The 16,999-nt window shown below is 70.3% G+C and carries 24 protein-coding genes; 13 read left to right on the top strand and 11 right to left on the bottom strand.

What is annotated here, in order from left to right:
* The first annotated feature begins 52 nt into the window (after window positions 1-52).
* A complete protein-coding gene (locus Apa02nite_RS40725) occupies window positions 53-589 on the top strand; it encodes a TetR/AcrR family transcriptional regulator (protein WP_203829830.1) in 537 nt (178 codons plus the stop codon).
* Window positions 590-649: 60 nt separating this feature from the next.
* On the opposite strand, the gene Apa02nite_RS40720 is transcribed toward Apa02nite_RS40725, so the two are convergent.
* The gene (locus tag Apa02nite_RS40720) at window positions 650-961 is read right to left on the bottom strand and encodes a hypothetical protein (RefSeq protein ID WP_203829829.1); all 312 of its coding nucleotides are present in this window, start codon (window positions 959-961) and stop codon (window positions 650-652) included.
* A gap of 166 nt (window positions 962-1,127) precedes the next feature.
* Here Apa02nite_RS40720 and Apa02nite_RS40715 point away from each other — a divergent pair, with 166 nt between their 5' ends.
* Genes Apa02nite_RS40715 through Apa02nite_RS40705 form a run of 3 tightly spaced genes read left to right on the top strand, consistent with a single transcriptional unit; the run spans window position 1,128 to window position 2,226 of the window.
* Window positions 1,128-1,658 carry a hypothetical protein gene (locus tag Apa02nite_RS40715; protein WP_203829828.1) on the top strand — a complete coding sequence of 177 codons (531 nt, stop codon included), beginning with the start codon at window positions 1,128-1,130 and terminating at the stop codon, window positions 1,656-1,658.
* A gap of 46 nt (window positions 1,659-1,704) precedes the next feature.
* Complete coding sequence (locus tag Apa02nite_RS40710) at window positions 1,705-1,959, top strand: hypothetical protein (RefSeq protein WP_203829827.1); 255 nt, start codon at window positions 1,705-1,707, stop codon at window positions 1,957-1,959.
* A gap of 48 nt (window positions 1,960-2,007) precedes the next feature.
* Window positions 2,008-2,226 carry a hypothetical protein gene (locus Apa02nite_RS40705; protein ID WP_203829826.1) on the top strand — a complete coding sequence of 73 codons (219 nt, stop codon included), beginning with the start codon at window positions 2,008-2,010 and terminating at the stop codon, window positions 2,224-2,226.
* Window positions 2,227-2,236: 10 nt separating this feature from the next.
* On the opposite strand, the gene Apa02nite_RS40700 is transcribed toward Apa02nite_RS40705, so the two are convergent.
* From Apa02nite_RS40700 to Apa02nite_RS51535, 4 genes are all read right to left on the bottom strand, one after another.
* Window positions 2,237-2,611, bottom strand: coding sequence for a VOC family protein (locus Apa02nite_RS40700; RefSeq protein WP_203829825.1), 375 nt, complete (start codon window positions 2,609-2,611; stop codon window positions 2,237-2,239).
* A gap of 65 nt (window positions 2,612-2,676) precedes the next feature.
* Window positions 2,677-3,819 (bottom strand): FAD-dependent oxidoreductase, encoded by a 1,143-nt coding sequence (locus Apa02nite_RS40695; RefSeq protein WP_203829824.1) that lies wholly within the window; start codon window positions 3,817-3,819, stop codon window positions 2,677-2,679.
* Window positions 3,820-3,905: 86 nt separating this feature from the next.
* On the bottom strand, window positions 3,906-4,586 hold the full coding sequence (locus Apa02nite_RS40690; protein ID WP_203829823.1) for a TetR/AcrR family transcriptional regulator: 681 nt from the start codon (window positions 4,584-4,586) through the stop codon (window positions 3,906-3,908).
* Between the two features lie 25 nt (window positions 4,587-4,611).
* Window positions 4,612-4,929, bottom strand: coding sequence for a hypothetical protein (locus Apa02nite_RS51535; RefSeq protein ID WP_239164911.1), 318 nt, complete (start codon window positions 4,927-4,929; stop codon window positions 4,612-4,614).
* Between the two features lie 27 nt (window positions 4,930-4,956).
* Here Apa02nite_RS51535 and Apa02nite_RS51530 point away from each other — a divergent pair, with 27 nt between their 5' ends.
* Entirely contained in the window at window positions 4,957-5,151 is a 195-nt protein-coding gene (locus Apa02nite_RS51530) for a TetR/AcrR family transcriptional regulator C-terminal domain-containing protein (protein WP_344574718.1), read from the top strand.
* A gap of 1 nt (window position 5,152) precedes the next feature.
* On the opposite strand, the gene Apa02nite_RS40680 is transcribed toward Apa02nite_RS51530, so the two are convergent.
* Window positions 5,153-5,830 (bottom strand): hypothetical protein, encoded by a 678-nt coding sequence (locus tag Apa02nite_RS40680; protein ID WP_203829821.1) that lies wholly within the window; start codon window positions 5,828-5,830, stop codon window positions 5,153-5,155.
* Between the two features lie 142 nt (window positions 5,831-5,972).
* Window positions 5,973-6,134 carry a hypothetical protein gene (locus Apa02nite_RS40675; protein ID WP_203829820.1) on the bottom strand — a complete coding sequence of 54 codons (162 nt, stop codon included), beginning with the start codon at window positions 6,132-6,134 and terminating at the stop codon, window positions 5,973-5,975.
* Between the two features lie 292 nt (window positions 6,135-6,426).
* Between Apa02nite_RS40675 and Apa02nite_RS40670 the strand changes: the two genes are divergently transcribed.
* Both Apa02nite_RS40670 and Apa02nite_RS40665 read left to right on the top strand, forming a co-directional pair.
* Window positions 6,427-6,744 carry a hypothetical protein gene (locus tag Apa02nite_RS40670; RefSeq protein ID WP_203829819.1) on the top strand — a complete coding sequence of 106 codons (318 nt, stop codon included), beginning with the start codon at window positions 6,427-6,429 and terminating at the stop codon, window positions 6,742-6,744.
* A 55-nt stretch (window positions 6,745-6,799) separates the two neighbouring features.
* Window positions 6,800-7,621 carry a helix-turn-helix domain-containing protein gene (locus Apa02nite_RS40665; RefSeq protein WP_275412881.1) on the top strand — a complete coding sequence of 274 codons (822 nt, stop codon included), beginning with the start codon at window positions 6,800-6,802 and terminating at the stop codon, window positions 7,619-7,621.
* Window positions 7,622-7,639: 18 nt separating this feature from the next.
* Here the strand turns inward: Apa02nite_RS40665 and Apa02nite_RS40660 are convergent, their stop codons facing one another.
* On the bottom strand, window positions 7,640-8,458 hold the full coding sequence (locus Apa02nite_RS40660; protein ID WP_203829817.1) for an aldo/keto reductase: 819 nt from the start codon (window positions 8,456-8,458) through the stop codon (window positions 7,640-7,642).
* Between the two features lie 73 nt (window positions 8,459-8,531).
* On the bottom strand, window positions 8,532-9,713 hold the full coding sequence (locus tag Apa02nite_RS40655) for an MFS transporter (protein WP_203829816.1): 1,182 nt from the start codon (window positions 9,711-9,713) through the stop codon (window positions 8,532-8,534).
* Between the two features lie 135 nt (window positions 9,714-9,848).
* Here Apa02nite_RS40655 and Apa02nite_RS40650 point away from each other — a divergent pair, with 135 nt between their 5' ends.
* Entirely contained in the window at window positions 9,849-10,301 is a 453-nt protein-coding gene (locus Apa02nite_RS40650; RefSeq protein ID WP_203829815.1) for a MarR family winged helix-turn-helix transcriptional regulator, read from the top strand.
* 98 nt (window positions 10,302-10,399) lie between these two features.
* Here Apa02nite_RS40650 and Apa02nite_RS40645 read toward each other — a convergent pair whose 3' ends face one another.
* Window positions 10,400-10,633 (bottom strand): hypothetical protein, encoded by a 234-nt coding sequence (locus tag Apa02nite_RS40645; RefSeq protein ID WP_203829814.1) that lies wholly within the window; start codon window positions 10,631-10,633, stop codon window positions 10,400-10,402.
* A gap of 19 nt (window positions 10,634-10,652) precedes the next feature.
* Here Apa02nite_RS40645 and Apa02nite_RS40640 point away from each other — a divergent pair, with 19 nt between their 5' ends.
* From Apa02nite_RS40640 to Apa02nite_RS40625, 4 genes are all read left to right on the top strand, one after another.
* Window positions 10,653-10,985, top strand: coding sequence for a hypothetical protein (locus Apa02nite_RS40640; protein ID WP_203829813.1), 333 nt, complete (start codon window positions 10,653-10,655; stop codon window positions 10,983-10,985).
* Window positions 10,986-11,019: 34 nt separating this feature from the next.
* Entirely contained in the window at window positions 11,020-12,036 is a 1,017-nt protein-coding gene (locus tag Apa02nite_RS40635; protein ID WP_203829812.1) for an enoyl-CoA hydratase/isomerase family protein, read from the top strand.
* An 11-nt stretch (window positions 12,037-12,047) separates the two neighbouring features.
* Window positions 12,048-14,081, top strand: coding sequence for a serine/threonine-protein kinase (locus tag Apa02nite_RS40630; protein WP_203829811.1), 2,034 nt, complete (start codon window positions 12,048-12,050; stop codon window positions 14,079-14,081).
* Between the two features lie 69 nt (window positions 14,082-14,150).
* Window positions 14,151-15,035, top strand: coding sequence for a universal stress protein (locus Apa02nite_RS40625; protein WP_203829810.1), 885 nt, complete (start codon window positions 14,151-14,153; stop codon window positions 15,033-15,035).
* Window positions 15,036-15,050: 15 nt separating this feature from the next.
* Here Apa02nite_RS40625 and Apa02nite_RS40620 read toward each other — a convergent pair whose 3' ends face one another.
* Complete coding sequence (locus Apa02nite_RS40620; RefSeq protein WP_239164909.1) at window positions 15,051-15,392, bottom strand: Het-E N-terminal domain-containing protein; 342 nt, start codon at window positions 15,390-15,392, stop codon at window positions 15,051-15,053.
* A gap of 440 nt (window positions 15,393-15,832) precedes the next feature.
* On the opposite strand from Apa02nite_RS40620, the gene Apa02nite_RS40615 reads away from it, so the two are divergent.
* Complete coding sequence (locus tag Apa02nite_RS40615) at window positions 15,833-16,747, top strand: hypothetical protein (protein ID WP_507762497.1); 915 nt, start codon at window positions 15,833-15,835, stop codon at window positions 16,745-16,747.
* Window positions 16,748-16,999 lie beyond the last annotated feature (252 nt).

The following is a 16,999-nucleotide window of genomic DNA, read 5'->3' as shown; positions in this document are numbered from 1 at the left end:
GAAGATCGGGTAGGCTCCGACAGTAGCACCTAAAAAGAGAGGTCACTCTTTTATGCCAAGGGTCAGCCAGGCTCACCTCGACGCCCGCCGCCAGCAGATCGTGGACGCGGCCCGGTCCCGGTTCGCCAGCCACGGGTTCGCACACACGTCGATGACCGACATCATCGCCGAGTCCGGGCTCTCCAACGGCGCCATCTACCGGTACTTCACCAGCAAGGACGAGATCGTCGTCGCCGTCTGCGAGCAGGGCACCGACGCGCTGCCGAGGGCGCTCACCGCCGAGGCCGTGTCGGGGTTCCTCGAGCACGTGCGTGCGCGGGCACGGGACTCCCACCACGCACGGCTGGTCGCGCAGATCTATGCCGAGGCAGCGGTGTCACCGCAGCTGGCAGCGGTGGTGCAGCGGCAACTGGCCGCCATGCGGGCCGCGATCGCCGAGTTGGTGCCGGATGCGCGACGTGCTCAGGCGGGGCAGATCGCCGAGGCTTTCGTGGCGCTCTGCGCCGCCTACAGCCAGCAGCTGGCGATCCGCGGGGACGTGGACCCCGCCCCGTTCGCCGCGGGGCTGATGGCGATCATCAGGGGCTGATCGGGCGCGCTCTCCGTCGTACAAAAAGAGTGTTCTTTCATTTTTTGGGGTGACCCACCGTCAGTCGAGCGGTGGGCGGTAGAGGACCTCCACGAACATGATCACGTCGCGGACGACATCGAGGATGAGCATGCCCGGCCAGCTCGGGTCCGGCGCGACGTTGCGGTGGTCCGGGCCGTAGGCGCCGTCCGGCGGCGGTTGCGTGTAGAAGCTCTGACAGAAGTCGTCGTCGCATTCGCACATCCGCAGGACGCGGAGAGCAGCGACCTGCTCCGCCAGACCGTTTTCGCCGTCGTCGCGGAGCGCGGCCACGATCTGCGCGGTGAGGATCGGCCATCGGCTGCCGAGAAGCGGCGGTTCGTCGGGCGTCATCACCGGCGGCGTTGGCTCGGGAATCCCTCAGGTGTGCACAACATCGTCGTAGTTTCCGCACCAGCGCAGCCGGAAGCCACCGATTTTTCGCGGCGCGGCCAGGGCATATGTACTCTGCAGCCCACCGAGTGATCAATTCGAGTCGAGCCAGCCATCGAGGAGACGCGTGCAGTTCCGGACACGAGCCGCCGCCGTGCTTCTCGTGGCGATCGCCGGCCTCGGCGGCGCCCGGGCGGCAGTCGCCGACGACGACCCCGCCGCGCAGGTCGACGCGCGGGCGCTGGGCGCCGACGACCAGGAACTCTGGCGCCGGCAGAACCTGCTCGGTGACCTGAAAACCTGGATCGTCACCCAGCCCGGGATCGAGACCAGCGGTTACATCGAGTCGGTGAACAACCCGGACGCGGGCTCGACAGTGCTGCTCTGGCACGGCGCCGCCAACCACACCCAGCAACTGATCAAGGACAAGGCGCGCCAGATGGGCATCCCGCTCACCGTGGAGCAGCGCACATTCAGCATGGCCGATCTGGTCAGGACGCAGGACGCGATCCTCGACCTCGCCGGCACGGGACCGCTGACGGACTTCCGGATCAACTCGGTCGGCGGGCTCACTGCCGATTTCGACGGCATTATTGTGTACGGCGAGCACCGGCACCCCCGCCCCACCGCGGACGCCGAACTCGGCATACTGCTCTGACCATGAAACTGTACAACGCCACCGCGCTCGCGCTCGTCCTCTTCACATGACGCTGCACTCCCGCGCCCTTCTCGGCGCGGTCGTCGCCGTCGCCGGCTACGCGCTCTTCAGTAGCCTGCAACCGGATCCCCCGGTGAGTGAAGAGAAGTCCTCCTGGTCAGTTCCGGTCGGCTATTCCATTCTGTCCACCGTCGACATCGACGGCGGTTCCGTCCGGCTGTGGGAGCACCACGAGGGCACTGCGATGTGCTTCGTCCAGGAAGTGGTCGACCAGGACGGACGCCACGAGTCGGCCGTCTAGGGCAGCTGCTGGGAAGCGACCGACCCCGCATGGCGGACCGCGCGGGGCATGGCCACGCTGGTCATCGCGCCACCCCGGCAAGCCGCCGACGCCGTGCTGGTGACGGCGCCGGGCGGCTCGCAGTTCGGCCCGTTTCCGGTCCGGGCCGGCTTGGTGATGATCCCCGATCGGTGGGAGCACGAACCGGTGCAGCTCGAGTTCCAGGCCCTCGACAAGAACGGCACATCAGTCGGGCCCGCCGAGTCCAAACACCTTGAGGCCACCTGATTCACGACCGCTATACGGCGTCAGGTATCTGGATCGAGAGGCAGAAAGGGTGGCCGGCCGGATCCAGGAAGATCCGATAGCGGTCCGGAGCCGGCTGCTCGGAGACCAATCGCGCTCCCAGGCGAATCGCCTCAGCCTCAGCCTCGTCGAGGTCGTCGACCGACAGATCGATGTGCATCTGCTTGGGTACGTCGGCATCACCCCAGGTGGGCGGCTGATGATCCGGCACCCGCATCGCCGCGAACCAGCCCCGGCTGGTGCGCACCGCGACAAAATCGTCCCCGGTCACGGCCACCTCACCGCCGACCATCGCGGCCCAGAACGCCGACAGCTCCTCCGGGTCCGTGCAATCGAACACCACCGATGCGAACCGAGCGACAGCCATCCCGCCACCCTACCCACTGGCCCCGCAGAGGATCGGGCTTGCTCGACCGCGCCGCGGTCACCGATTCATTCAGGCTGACCGTTTTCATACGCCGCGAACTGGTCCAGCAGACTCTGCGGGGCATTGGCGTCGAAGCACAACTCCAGATTCCGGGCCGCCTCTGCCGCCGCTTCGGCGCTGCGGGGGAACAACGCTTTTTCGTACGCATGAAGCGCCTTTTCCGTCTCCCCCGGATGGGCCGCGAGCGCCTCGCCCAGCTCCGCCCCGTCGAGCATCGCGAGATTCGCACCCTCACCCGCGAACGGCGACATCACGTGCGCCGCGTCCCCGAGCAGGGTCACCCCGGGCACCCGGTCCCAGCGGTGTTCGATCGGCAGCGCGTTGATGGTGCGCGGGATCAGCGCACCGTCCGCCTCGGTGATCAGCGCGTGGAATTCCGGCGCCCAGTCGTGGAATTCGTCGACGAGGAGCGCTTTGGCTTTCGCGGTATCGGTGAAGTCGATGCTCTCCACCCATTCCGCGGGCTTTTCCAGGGCGATGTAGATGTGCAGGCTGCCGTCGGTTTCGCGGTGCGCGAGAAAACCGTTTCCCGGGCCGAGAGCGAACAGCATCCCGGCGCCCACTGTCCGAGAAGGACCAGGGTGACGGACGTCCGCGTCGTGCAGGTCGACCTCGACGAACGACATCCCGGCGTAGGCCGGCGTCGCGGCGGACAGCAGCGGCCGGATCCGTGACCAGGCGCCGTCCGCGCCGACCAGCAGCCCGGTCGTGTGCGTCGAACCATCCGCGAAAGTCAGCTCGTGCCGCCCCTCACCCACTCCGCGCACCGCGGTCACCTTGCTGCCCCAGCGGATCGTGTCGTCCGGCAGCGAGTCGAGCAGCATCCGGCGCAGCTGCCCGCGATCGACCTCGGGCCGGGTGCCGTCGCCCTCATCGATCTCGTCGGTGTGCACCGTGCCGTGCTTGTCGAGGATCCGGGTCGCCTCACCACCCGGGTGGATGATCTTCTGGAACGCGTCGAACAGCCCGGCCGCCCGGATCGCGACCTGGCCGTTGTAGTCGTGGATGTCGAGCATCCCGCCCTGCGTGCGCGCCTCGGGCGAAGCGTCCAGCTCGTAGATCGTCGCCGGGATACCGTGGACGTGCAGCACGCGGGCCAGGGTCAGCCCGCCGAGGCCGCCGCCGACGATCGTGACAGGTGTGTTCATGGTGTCCTCCCAGTTCAGCAGCTTAGAACACGTTCTTGACGAACATGTTCTTCACAAGCAAAAAAAGCCATTTTTGGTACGCACGGTCAGCCGACCGGCACCGCCTGAATACCCGCGATCACCACACCGAACGTCCACGCGAAACGCTCCTCGCCCGTGCCGGAGAACAGCTCCTCCCGCACGCGGGCGATGTTCGGGAACTCCGCCTCGGAAGCCTCCCGCAACTCCATCACCAGCAGCTGATGCTCGTCGCCGGCATCCACCGACTCACCCCGGGTGCCCTGCTCCGCAGCGATCGCGGTGCCGTGCTGCAGCAGCAGGTCGACACCCCAGGCCGCCTGCCCGACCGGCACCCCGCCGGCATGCAGCAGGCCGAGCAGCGCGTCGATGAACCGTACGTAGTGCGGGCCGGACGGCCGCAGCGTGAGCACCGAGCGCGCCAGGCTCGGATAGGCCATCAGCAGCCGGGTGTAGGCGCTCATCAGCGCGACCACGTCGTCCCGCCAGCTGTCCGCGCTCGCAGCCGGCAGCTCGAGCCCGGCGAGCAGCTCGTCGAGGATCGCGCCGTGCAACTCGGCCATGTTCTGCACGTAGACATACAGCGAAGAGGGCCCGGTGTCGAGCTCGGCCGCGAGCCGCCGCATGGTCAGCCGCTCCAGCCCCTCCTCGCGCATGATCCGCAAGCCGACCGCCACCGCGCCGGCCCGGCTGAGCGGCGCCTTGGCCGGCCGATCCCGCCGGCTCACCGGCACCCGTCGAGGACTCATAACACGATCGTAGCGAACATGTTCGTCAGCTGCCACTGCCCGCGGGAACGGGGGCCCTGCGGGTCACCACCGCGGCGACCAGCACGCCGAGCGCCGGGCCGACAAGCATGGTCACGCCATGCGGATCGCCCATGACCAGCAGCGCGATCCCGTCGGCCGCGATCAGGGCGACGGCGAGCGCCGTCCGCAGGCCGGGAACGCTGACGAGTGCGAGCCCGGCGAGGCTCGCGGCCAGGGTGAAGGTGGCCCCGGAGTTTCCGCCGCCCGGCTCCATCGGCACCAGGAAGACGACGACGCCGTAGAGCACCACGCTGCCGAACTGTGGAACGCGGGCGCGCCGCACGACACGGTCACCCGGTTCGCGACGGAGGTGGCGGCGCTCGGCGCGCAGGGTGTGCTGGCGATGCCGAGCGTCCCGGCGGCCGTGGAACAGTTCCTCGCCCTGATCGGGCATCCGGCCAACCTGCGGTCGCTGTACGGCGTGCTGCCGCTGACCGAGACCGCGCGGCGCGAGATCGCCGCCGCGGCGGCGGACATGTTCGTACGCGCTTACGGCACCCGGTGACTCACTTCGCCTTGCAGCTGAGCGCGACGATGCGGGTGGCGTTGAGGAGCGGCATCAGCTGGCTGCAGTCCTTGCCCGGGACCAGCACCGCTAGCCGCACCCCCTCATCATTGACCTGGGTCGTGACCAGAGTCGTCGTGGCGAAGCCGCTGCCATCGGCATGAGTCAGGGACCGGCCGAGACTGAACTCGCTGCTCCCGCCGTCGCTCCCGAACACCTGCGCGTCCATCACATCGCCGGGGGTCATGCCCGGGGTACCCACCTGGATGGTTAGCGTCCAATTGCCCGGGTTTCCGGCCAGCTGGACGTTCGCCTGCGGGTGCCCCGGGGTGCCCGGCTCGTCGTAGGCGGCGACCAGCCCGGTCACCGCGCCCAGGACCAGCCCGAGCACGCTGAGCCCGGCGGCCATGACGGTGCTCGCCGCGCGCGGCCGCGAGGTGAGGGCACGCACGGCACCGAACACCGCGGCCGCCACCGCGAGCACGCCCAGGCCGACCGTCAGCCCGGCGAGCACCTCGGTCACGGTGGTGTCCGCGCGGCGCTCCGCGAGCCACAGCCCGCCGACCGTCACCGCGACCCCGAACAGGCCGACGACCGCGTTGGTGACGCCGATGTGCCCCGGCCCGCCGGCGCTGCTCCCCAGGTCCTCGGGCCGCTGCTCCGGTGTCGTCTCGCCCATCGTCCGTCTCCCCCGCTACGTCGCTCTCAAGCCGGGAGCACTCTCGCACACTTGATCAACTCAGGGCGCGGCCCTACCGGCGCCACCAGGCGACTTGCCGCTTCGGCGGCCGAGTCAGCCGCCGCGTCCCCCGCTGATCCGCCTACCTGCCGGCGTAGTGGGCCATCGCCACCAGCAGACCGGCGGTGCCGGCGAAGGCTCCGCCGCCGCTGAGGATGGCCTCCGGGATGTTCTTCCCCGCGGCATGGGCCAGCAGTCCGGCGAGGACGCCGACGACGGTTGCGGTGATCAGCATGAACGCCATCAGCGCTCGGCGCGTCGCCACTGCTCGCTGAGGGGGCGGAGCCGACTCCGCCGGAACGGAAGGAGCTTGCGGTCCCTGCTCGATCATGACGACCACCTAATTATTCAGAGCAACCTTGCCCTCAGTTTCTAGTCACAGGAGTGGCTAAGCTAGTCACTTACACATGCCGCTAGAGGATCTATCCTGTCATCCAATCGGCTAGATGGCAGGCAGGTATGATGCAAGTTGCCCGTTGCTCTGCAGTATCGTTCCTGTTCAGACGCATATTCTGCACGACTCCTGGGAGGCTTGAATGAGAATGAATCTTACGACTAAGACATTCCAGCGGCTGCTGACATCGGCCTCCGGCCTCGACACGCCCCTCGGCGCGCTGCGACCCATCGCGAACCAGTGCACGGCGGGCAACTGCCCTACGATCTACCTCGCCGACTCCGAACCCGCGGAGGTGGCGACTGCCGTGGTGCAGGGATACGTGGTCACGGCAGAGCAGGCCGGTATCGACCTTCCCCACGGCGAAGTCCTGGTGCGGGTTCCCGTCAGCCTGCTGACCGAAGCCGTCCACAACCTGTCCCGCCAGTCGGCTCCCCCGGGCGGGGCCAAGGAGGTCTAGCATTTCCACTGCACTCGGACTCCCCGGCGACGAAAGCGAGCCGGTCGGTGTCACTTTGGGCCGCTGGCGCCGGATCCGGCGGATGAGCGGCGCCAAGCTGGCTGCCGCCACGAATCTGAGTCAGCCCAAGATCTCCCGGATAGAGCGCGGCGTCGGCCCGCTGAGTCCGGAAAACATCGAGGCGATCGCTCGCGCCCTGGGCGCGAGCGACGCCGAGACCCAGGCGCTGCTGGAACGCTCAACGCGGTTGCACGACCGGATGGCCGACTGGCGGCCCGCTCAGACCGGCCTGGCCGTCCAGCAGCGAACGCTCGCCGATTGGGAGGCCGGTGCCGAGCGCATCCGCGTTTTCGAACCCTCCTTGGTGCCCGGGCCGCTGCAGACCAGTGGCTACGCGAAGTTGGTGCTGCGGGCGTTCCGGCAGCTGCTGGTGCTGCCCGCGGACGACCGCACCGAGTCGGCGCTGCTGTCCGCGGTGTCGGCCCGGATCAAGCGCCAGGTCTCACTGGCCGACCCGGACATCTCGTTCGAGTTCGTGATGGGCGAGGCGGCGTTGAAGCGCAGGATCTACCCCCCGGTGGAGCTCCTGGCGCAGATCAGCCATCTCCGCGAGATCGCCGCGCACCACCCGAACGTGAGCATCAAGGTGATCACCGACGACGCTCCGGCCGACATCCCGCTGCTGCACGGGTTCACGCTCATCGATGACAACCTGGTGGTCGTCGACCTGTACAACACCGGCCTCACCTCCCGCGGCCAGAAGGACGTGGACAGCTACCGGCAGGTGTTCAAGCTGCTCGACGAGCACGCCACGGACATCGGGCCGCTGCTCGACCACTACCAGGCGATCTACATCGACATGCTGAGGGGCCAGTGACCTCGCGAGCGGCCGGTGTCAGCCGTTGAAGGTCGCCGGGTGCGGGCCGGTGCGCCCGTCCCGCTCCAACCCGTCGATCGCCACCAGTTCCTCCCCGCTCAGGTCAAACCCGAACACGTCCAGGTTCGCGGCGATCCGGGCCGGCGTCACCGACTTCGGGATCACGATGCGGCCCTGCTGCAGGTGCCACCGCAGCACCACCTGCGCCGGACTCACCCCGTGCGCCGAGGCAGCGGCCACCACCGCCGCGTCCTCGAGAACCGCGCCCTGCGCCAGCGGACTCCACGCCTCCGTAGCGATCCCATGCTTCGCGTTGGCCGCGACGGACTCCCGGTTCTGCAACGCCGGATGCAACTCGATCTGGTTGACCGCCGGAACCGTGCCGCCCAGGGCGATCACTCGGTCCAGGTGCTCCGGCAAGAAGTTGGAGACGCCGATCGCCCGGGTCAGCCCCTCCGCGAGCAGGTCCTCGAGGCCCTGCCACGCCTCCAGATAGGCGTCGGTGGCCGGCGCCGGCCAGTGGATCAGGTACAGGTCGACCCGGTCGAGGCCGAGCCGGTCCAGGCTGGCGTTCAGGGCGTCGCGGGCCGAGGCGCGGCCGAGGTCGGCGATCCACAGCTTCGTGGTGATGAACAGGTCGTCGCGGGCCAGATCGGAAGCGGCCAGCGCCCGGCCGACCCCGGTCTCGTTGCCGTAGACGGCCGCCGTGTCGATGCTGCGGTACCCCGCGTCGAGGGCGGTGGTGACAGCCGCCTCGGTCGCAGCGTCCGGGATCTGGAAGACGCCGTAGCCGAGCTGCGGGATCTCGACACCGTTGTTGAGCGTGATGGTGTTCATCAATTCCTCATTTCCGAGCCGCCGGCGCGAGACACCGGCACCATTCGAATCGATCTTGGAGCGATGCAAGGATTCAGTGGGCCGCGACGGCCACCCCGCGGCGCGAGGCGAACTCCCCACCCGGCAGGCGGGTGGCCAGCAGGTAGACCAGCAACGCGCCGACCGTCACCGCCGCACCGGCCCACAGCGGCGCCCGATACCCCAGCCCGACACTGATCGTCAGACCGCCCAGCCACGCCCCGAACGCGTTCCCCACGTTGAACGCCGCGATGTTCGCCCCCGAAGCCAGCGTAGGCGCCTGCTCCGCGTGACCGAGAATGCGCATCTGCAGCCCCGGCACCGTCGCGAAACCGAACCCGCCCATCAGCAGCAGCCCCGCCACCGCGGCGATCTGATTGCCCGCGGTCAGCGCGAACACCGCCAGCACCCCGCTCAACCCGGCCAGCAGCACGATCAGCGTCACCGGCAGGTTCCGGTCCGCGGCCCGGCCCCCGGCGATGTTGCCGAAGAACAGCCCGAGCCCGAACACGATGAGCAGCCACGGCACCGCCCCGGCGGAGAAGCCGCTCACACCGGTCAGCGTGTAGGCCATGTAGCTGAACGCGCCGAACATCCCGCCGTACCCGAGGATGGTGACCACGATCGACAGCCAGACCTGGCGGTTGGCGAACACCCGGAACTCACCGAGCAGGCTGCCGCCGGACCGCGCCGGAGTCGCCGGTGTCAACGCCGCGATGCCGGCCAGCGCCAGCACCCCGATGACCGCGATCGCCCAGAACGTCGAGCGCCACCCGGCGGCCTGGCCGAGGAACGTCCCCAGCGGCACGCCGAGCACGTTCGCCACGGTCAGCCCGCCGAACATGATCGAGATGGCGGCGGCCTTCTTCTCCGCGGGCACCAGGTCGGCGGCGACCACCGAGCCGATGCCGAAGAACGCGCCGTGGCAGAGCGCCGCGAGGATCCGGCCCAGCATCATCAGGGCGTAGTTCGGGGCGATCGCGGAGAGCACGTTGCCCACGATGAACAGGACCATCAGTCCGAGCAGGGCGTGCCGGCGGTCGACCCGGCCCAGCGCGGCGGTGAGTGCGATCGCACCGACCGCGACCGCCAGGGCGTACCCGGAGATCAGGCCACCGGCGACGGCCTCGGTGACGTGGAAGTCCGCGGCCACCTCGGGCAGCAGGCCGGCGATGACGAATTCGGTCAGGCCGATCCCGAAGCCGCCGATGGCGAGCGCGTACAGGGCGATGGGCAACTCAGTCTCCTCCAGCGCGTGCAATAACCAGCGTGTGCACTAGTTGCACATGCAACGAGAACGATAGTTGCAGACGCGCTATACCGGCGCAAGGCGGTGTACCGTGCATCTCAGCGACAGCGGAAGGGCACGACCATGGGGATCAGCAACGACGCGGTGGAGATCCGCACGCAGGGATGGCGCCGGCTCGCCGCCCTGCACGGCCTGATCGAAACCGGGCTGGAGAAGGAACTGCAGACCGCGCACAAGTTGTCGGTCGTCGAATTCACGGTGCTCGACGCGCTCAGCCGCCAGGACGGCTGGCACATGCGCATGCAGCAGCTGGCCCGCGCCGCCGCCCTCTCCAGCAGCGCCACCACCCGCCTGGTCACCCGCCTCGAAGATCGCGGCCTGCTCACCCGCATCCTCTGCGCCGACGACCGCCGCGGCATCTACACCGAGCTGACCCCGGCCGGCCTGCAGTTGCTCACGCTCGCCCGCCCCACCCACGACCGCGTCCTCGAGGAGTCCCTCACCGAGGCCGAGAAGATCCCCGAACTCAAGACCCTGGTCAGCGCTCTGCACTTAACCCAAATAAACCCCATATAGTACGAATACCGAGCGCCCCGCCGCACGGTATTCGTACGGGAAAAGGGTTGGCCGGAAGCGGACAGCGGACGTCGGGAACCGGGGGCGTGCGCGGTGCGTCAGATAGGCATGATCAGGACCTTTGCGGCGAGTTTTGTGCTGGTTGTCGGGATTTTCGGGCTGAGCGGGTGCAACTCCTCCCCCGCGGCCTCCACCGGCGGGACCAGCGTCGCGCCCAGCGGCGGCCTCAGCGCTTCACCGAGTGCCAGCAGCCCTGACGCCAGCGTCAGGGCGGGCGCCAGCACGGGCGTCAGCCCCAGTGCCAGCCCGGTCACCAGTTCGGCGGCGGGCACTGCCGAGGCGGTTCTTCCGTTGGACTTCTCGCGGTCCGGGGGCTTCGCGGGGCTGGACGAGCGGCTGCACATCGACGCTGATGGCACGGCGACCGTGACCCGCAAGGGCCGGGCCGGGAAGCCGGTGCAGCTCACTACGACACAGCTCGCCGCGCTGCGCAAGGCGCTCAGCGACCCGGCCCTCGACGCGCCCGCCGACGCGCCGGCGGACCCGCGGGCCTGCGCCGACGCGTTCCAGTACGAGATCCGCACGCCGTCCTGGAGAGGCTCGGCCGACGACTGCAACCCGGGGACCCCGGCGATGCGGAAGGTCCTGAGCGCGTTGACCCCGCTGCTGCAGGCCACCAGCTGACCGATTCTGCCCGGCGCTGAGGGAAGATCGACTGATGAGCGTCGTACTCACCCGGGTAACCGGGCACCTCGGGCAGATTTGTCTCAACCGGCCGGCAGCGATCAACGCGCTCACCCCGGAGATGGTCGCGATCATGCGGCAGGCTCTCGCGGACTGGGCGAGCGACGATCAGATCCGGACCGTGCTGATCAGTGGGGCCGGGGAGCGGGGGCTCTGCGCCGGTGGCGACATCCGGGCGATCCATGCGGACGCGGTGGCCGGTGGGAGCGCGTCGCTCGGGTTCTGGGCCGATGAGTACCGGCTCAACGCGACGATCGCGGCGTACCCGAAAAGGATCGTCGCCCTGATGGACGGCCTGGTGATGGGTGGCGGTATCGGGGTGTCCGCGCACGCCGCGGTGCGGGTGGTCACCGAGCGGTCCCGGCTGGCGATGCCGGAGGTCGGCATCGGGATGCACCCGGACGTTGGCGGGTCGTGGCTGCTCTCGCACGCGCCGGGTCAGCTCGGCACGCACCTGGCGCTGACCGGGTCGCCGGTCGGCGCGGCGGACGGCATCGCGGCCGGGCTCGCTGATCACTTTGTGCCGGCCGCAAGACTGCCGGCGTTGGTGGAGACGCTCGCCGCCGGTGGTGCCGTCGAGGGGGAAACGCCACCGCCCGGCGAGTTCGCCGCCGCGCGCGCGTGGATCGACGAGTGTTACCTCGGTGACTCGGTGAGCGCGATCGTCGAGCGGCTCGCCGGCCATCCGGAACCCGGTGCGCAGGCCGCGGCCAAGGAGATCCTGACCAGGTCACCCACCGCGCTGACGATCACGCTGCGGTCGCTCCGCAGCGCCGCGACGCTGCCCGATCTGGGCGCCGCGCTGGACCAGGAGTACCGGCTGTCGGCGGCGATGCTGCGGCTGCCCGACCTGGCCGAGGGCATCCGCGCGCAGATCATCGACAAGGACCGGCGGCCGCGCTGGCAGCCGGCCACCCTCGCCGAGGTACCGGACAGTCTGGTAGCCGACTGCTTCGCCCCGATCATCGATCCTCCGGATCTTGGCGTGTAGTTTTGCACCCCGTGGCTGACCGACTTCGTTCCACCGACCCCGAGTTCATCGGGCGGTACCGGACGCTCTCCCGGCTCGGTGAGGGCGGGATGGGGTCGGTCTACCTGGCCCAGGACCCCGGTGGGCGTTTGGTCGCAGTCAAGGTCATCCGCCCGGAGTACGCCCATGACCAGCAATTCCGTGCCCGGTTCCGCAGTGAGGTCAACCGGGCGCGGGAGGTGCCGCCGTTCTGCACCGCCGAGGTGCTCGACGCCGATCCGGACCACGAGACGCCGTACCTGGTCGTCGAGTACGTGGACGGGCCCAGCCTCAACGAGGTGGTGACCGAGAACGGTCCCCTGGCCGGCGGCAGTCTGCACGGTGTCGCGGTCGGTGTCGCGTCGGCGCTCGCCGCCATCCACGGCGTCGGGGTGATCCACCGGGATCTCAAGCCGCGCAACGTGCTGTTCGCGCTGGGCATCCCCAAAGTGATCGATTTCGGTATCGCCCGGCCCCTCGAACCGACGAGCTTCCACACCAAGGCCGAGGAGGTCGTCGGGACGCTGGCGTACATGGCGCCGGAGCGGCTCGACCCGGAGACCGACCGGCTGCTGACCGCGGCGGTGGACGTGTTCGCGTGGGGCGCGGTGGTGACGTACGCGGGCACCGGCCGTACCCCGTTCGGCGGCGACACGCCCGCGGTGACCGCCGCGCGGATCCTCACCCAGCCGCCGCGGATCGGTGACCTGCCCCCGTACCTGGCCGAGCTGGTCGGCGCCGCGCTGGAGAAGGCGCCGGAGAACCGGCCGACCGCGCCGGAACTGCTCGACCGGCTGCTGGTCACCGGCGGCCCGAGCACTCCCCCGCTCCCCGCTGAGCTGCGGCGCGAGGCCGAGGCCGCGCAGCAGTCCGGCCGCTACCAGACCGGGCCGCGCCGCTTCCGGCCCGCGCGCCGGCACCGGATCGTCGCGATCGGGGCGGCGATCGCGGTGGTCGCGGGGGCTGCCGCCGGTCTCGGCCTGCGTTCTCAAGAACCTCTTGAGCGTACGGCGGAAGCAGCGCCCAGCGCCGTCTCCTCCGCTCCCGCCGCACCCGCCGGGCCGGTCCTCTTCGACTCGCTGCGCTCCGATGCGCTCTTCTCCGCCGCGCGGGGCGACACCGGCTCGTGCGCGTACCAGCGCGGCCTGCGGGTGACGGCGGCCGCCGGGTCGGTGGCCGTGTGCGGTGACTACGACCAGACCGTGTTCCCGGCCAGTCAGAGCATCACGGTCAGCGCGGTGCTGGCCGACGCCGGCTCGTGCGCGGCGGTCTGGTTCCGGGGCACCAACACCCCGGACCAGGAGGACGCGCACTTCGCCGACGCGTACCAGGTGGAGGTCTGCGCCGGCACGGTACGGCTGGCCAGCTCGATCGGTGGCGACCAGGACCTGATCGCCACCGCGGATCGGGTGACCACGACCGGTGTCGCGCACCGGATCCAGGTGGTCACCGGTGACCGGGAGGCGACCGTCACGATCGACGGCGGGCCGGCCCTGCGCGGTGAGCTGACCGAGACCGCCCTGTTGAGCGGGCGGGTGCTGCTCGGCGCGGTGGCCGGCGCCAAGGCCCGGGCCAGGGTCACGTTCACCGATGTCCAGCTGCGGTCCGGCGCGGTGCCCGACGTACCGGCCGTGCCCGCGTTCACCACCGGCGACGCCCAGTTCACCGCCGGGATGTGGCTGCTGCACGACGCCGGCCACACCGCCATCGTGGAACCCGCCGAGTACCTGACCGGCGCGGAGTACTGCCGGCAGGTCGCGGTGGACGCCGGCTCGCCGAAGTGCGCCAAGCCGTTCGTGCCGGTGCTCAGCGCCATCCGGGTCAGCCTGCCGATCAGCACGAAACCGCAGTACCTCGACTATCGCAGCGGCCCCGCCACGTGCGTGGACCCGCGGACGCACGCGGGGACCTGCCAGGTCGGTTTCGACGAGTTCTCCACGACGTCCGGCGAGACGTCACCGTGGCCGGCGCTGGTCACCGTCCGTGCTGGCCGGGTGGTGTCGGTCGCCCGGCTCGACCTGACGTAGGCACATCGGCCCGGGTGCGCCGGACCACGGGCCGTGCCGGCCGGTGAGGATCTTCCATAACGTACGGTCATGGGAGATCAGCGCACGGTCGTCGTCGGCGTCGACGGCACCACGACGAGTTCGGTCACCGTCGATCTGGCAGTCGCCGAGGCGGTCCGCCGCTCGGCCCGGCTGCTCATCGTGCACGTCTGGCCCGGCCGGTACCGGGGCCGGTTCCGCCCCACCCGCACGGGCGGTGACCTGGTGGAGGTGCGGCGGCTGCTGGCCGGCGCTGCCCGTCGTGCCGCCGCGATCGCGCCCGGGCTGGTCGTCGACACCGAGCTGCGGACCGGGGTCGCCGCCGAGTCGCTCGCCGAGTGCTCGGCCGAGGCCGGGCTGATCGTGATCGGACACCGGGACACCCAGCGTGGCCGTCCGGACTGGGGTGGCACCGCCCGGCTGCTCGCCCGCTCCAGCGCCAGCCCGCTGCTCGTGCACCGGGGCCGCGCCGACATGGCCGGCCCGATCGTCGTCGGCGTCTCCGGGCGCCCGGCCGAACCCGCCCTCGGGTACGCCTTCGTCCAGGCCGCGCTCTCCGGCGCGGATCTGGTCGCGGTGCGCGCGTGGCAGCGACCGCCCGAACGGCGTGACCGGCACCCGCTCCCGGTGCTCGGCGACCTGGAACGCCGGGTGGCCGCCGAGTCGCTGATCGCGGCGCTCGCCGGGTGGTCACGACGGCTGCCGCAGGTGAGCGCCGAGCCGCTGGTCGTACCGGACCTGGACGTGCCGTACACCCTGGACCGGGCGTCCCGGCGCGGCCGGCTGCTGATCGCCGGGACCGGTGGCCGCGGCGAACTGACCGACCTGCTCCGCGGGCCGGCCGCCCGGACCGGCGCGCACGACCGCCGCTGCCCGGTGCTGCTGGTGCCGCCGCACTGGCAGGTGGAGCTAGCCGCCGACCCGGTCCCGGCGTGATCGGCGGCCGTACGATCAGAAGGTGTTGGTCTGGGTGTTGTGGTCGCCGACCTGGACACCCTTGGCGTCGGTGATCTGGATCCGGTACTTGGTGGCGTTCGCCGGGTCGACCACCTGCAGCAGGTGCTGCGCGGCGGCCAGCACCTGCTCGTCGACGTCGGCGCCCGACGCGACGAGCTCGGCCTCGAGGACCTCGCCGTCGATCACGTCGGTCTCCAGCGCCTGACGCGCGTCGCCGCGCACCCACGGCCGCAGCGTCCGTTTCAACGCCGCATACCCGTCCTTCACCGCGGTGGAGGCGGTGTCGGTGAGTCCGGCCGCCGCTCCCGCGCTCAGCGCCGTCACGATCAGTTCCACGTTCGACAACGTGTCACTCCCTTCATCCACCCCCAGTGTGTCCGATCGGCACCACGACCCGCCCCCGCTCACCCCGCACTCACCCCCGCGTTCGCCCCGCCCTCACCCCCCGTTCGCCCCGCACTCACCCCCGGGCTCACCCCCGCGCGAGGCCGCCCCGCCCTCGGACCGCGACGCGCCTCCGGGTCCCGGCTGGCTCTCAGGGGTGCCTCCGAGCAGTTGAGACACCCCTGAGAGCCAGCCGAGGGGCGGAGGCGCGCTTCGGTCCGGGGTGGCTGCGGTGTCGCGGGGCCTCACGGGCGGGACTCGGCTCGTAGCCTGCGGGCGGGCGCTCCGTATGCGTACCGGAAAGGGTTGACCGGAAGCGGTCAGCGGGCGGACCAGTATGGTGAGTTGTGGGAATCGCGCGTGCTGGGACCGCTGCTTATCTTTCCGTTCCGCTGCCTTCCTATGGGCCCGACCTCGGCGATCGGATATACCGGTGGGCGTCCTCGGCGCCGATGCAAGACTTGGTCGCGGAGTACGGTGGCGCTCTTCCGGCGAGCGGGGACCTGCTGGCGTGGCTTGACGACTTCTCGGCCGAGCACTGGGATTTCCGCAAGGCGCTCGGGGTGGAACGGCATCAGGTGACGGCACCCTCATTCGCTCCGGCCCGGCGTGACCTGGTGCTGAATGCGGCGGGAGCGCTGGGTTTCATCGAGTCGGCGCCGCCGCGGCTGACCGAGTATGACCATTTGCTGGTGCTCGGGGGTCTGGCCCGCACATGTCTGCAGCGCGTGGAGCATGCGGCGCGGATCCTCGCGGACGGGGTCGTGGTGCCGGAAGTGACCGGGCTGGGCAGCTTCCGGCCGCTCGGTGACGCGGAGCAGGAGCTGTTGCCGGGCGGGGCCGACTACGAGGTGGACGCCCTCGAGGCGGGGTTCCGCAAGGAGTTCGCCGCGTCGACGAGTGAGCGGCGCAGCTCGGCGGGAGCGGTCAGTTTCGAGTCATGGACGGTGCACCGCCTCCGGGGCCGGCGTGACCTGCGGTTGCGGGTACTGGCGGCGCCGTCGAGCGAGCCGGGGGTGCGGCGGGCCAACACCGCGGACACCTATCGGTTCTGGGCTCGGGAGGCGGAGGTGCGCGCCGGTGCGCGGGTGCTGGTGGTGACGTCGCCGATCTATGTGCCGTTCCAGCACTGCGACGCGATCCGGACGCTGGCGGTGCCGCACGACTGCCAGGTGGAGACGGTGGGGTTGGACGTGAGCCGGGCGACGCTGCCGCAGGCGGCGGGCGCGACCGGCGCGGATCGCTATCTGCAGGAGATCCGGTCGGCGATCCGGTCGATGCGCCGGCTACAGGCCGACGCGGGGTAGGGCGTTGCTCGAGGTGATCAGCCGGTCAGAGCGCAATGCCGCTCAGCCTATTTTGATCTCGGTGAGGCTCTGCAGTCGCGGGGGTGGTTCCTGATGTGTTCGGGTGCAGGTGGGCAGGGGTGTCGTTGCGGGCTGGGGATGTCCCGTCGCTCGGTGTTGTTGTAACGGTCAGCGTGGGGTGATCGATGCCGGCGGGGCGGCCGGAGTCCGCGTTCGGCGTCGGTGGGGCGGCAGGGGTCCGCGTTCGGCGTC

The organism is Actinoplanes palleronii (genome assembly GCF_016862315.1).
Taxonomy (GTDB): Bacteria; Actinomycetota; Actinomycetes; order Mycobacteriales; family Micromonosporaceae; genus Actinoplanes; species Actinoplanes palleronii.
The sequence above is the reverse complement of the archived record's forward strand: the minus strand, read 5'-3'. Positions and strand labels throughout refer to the sequence as shown.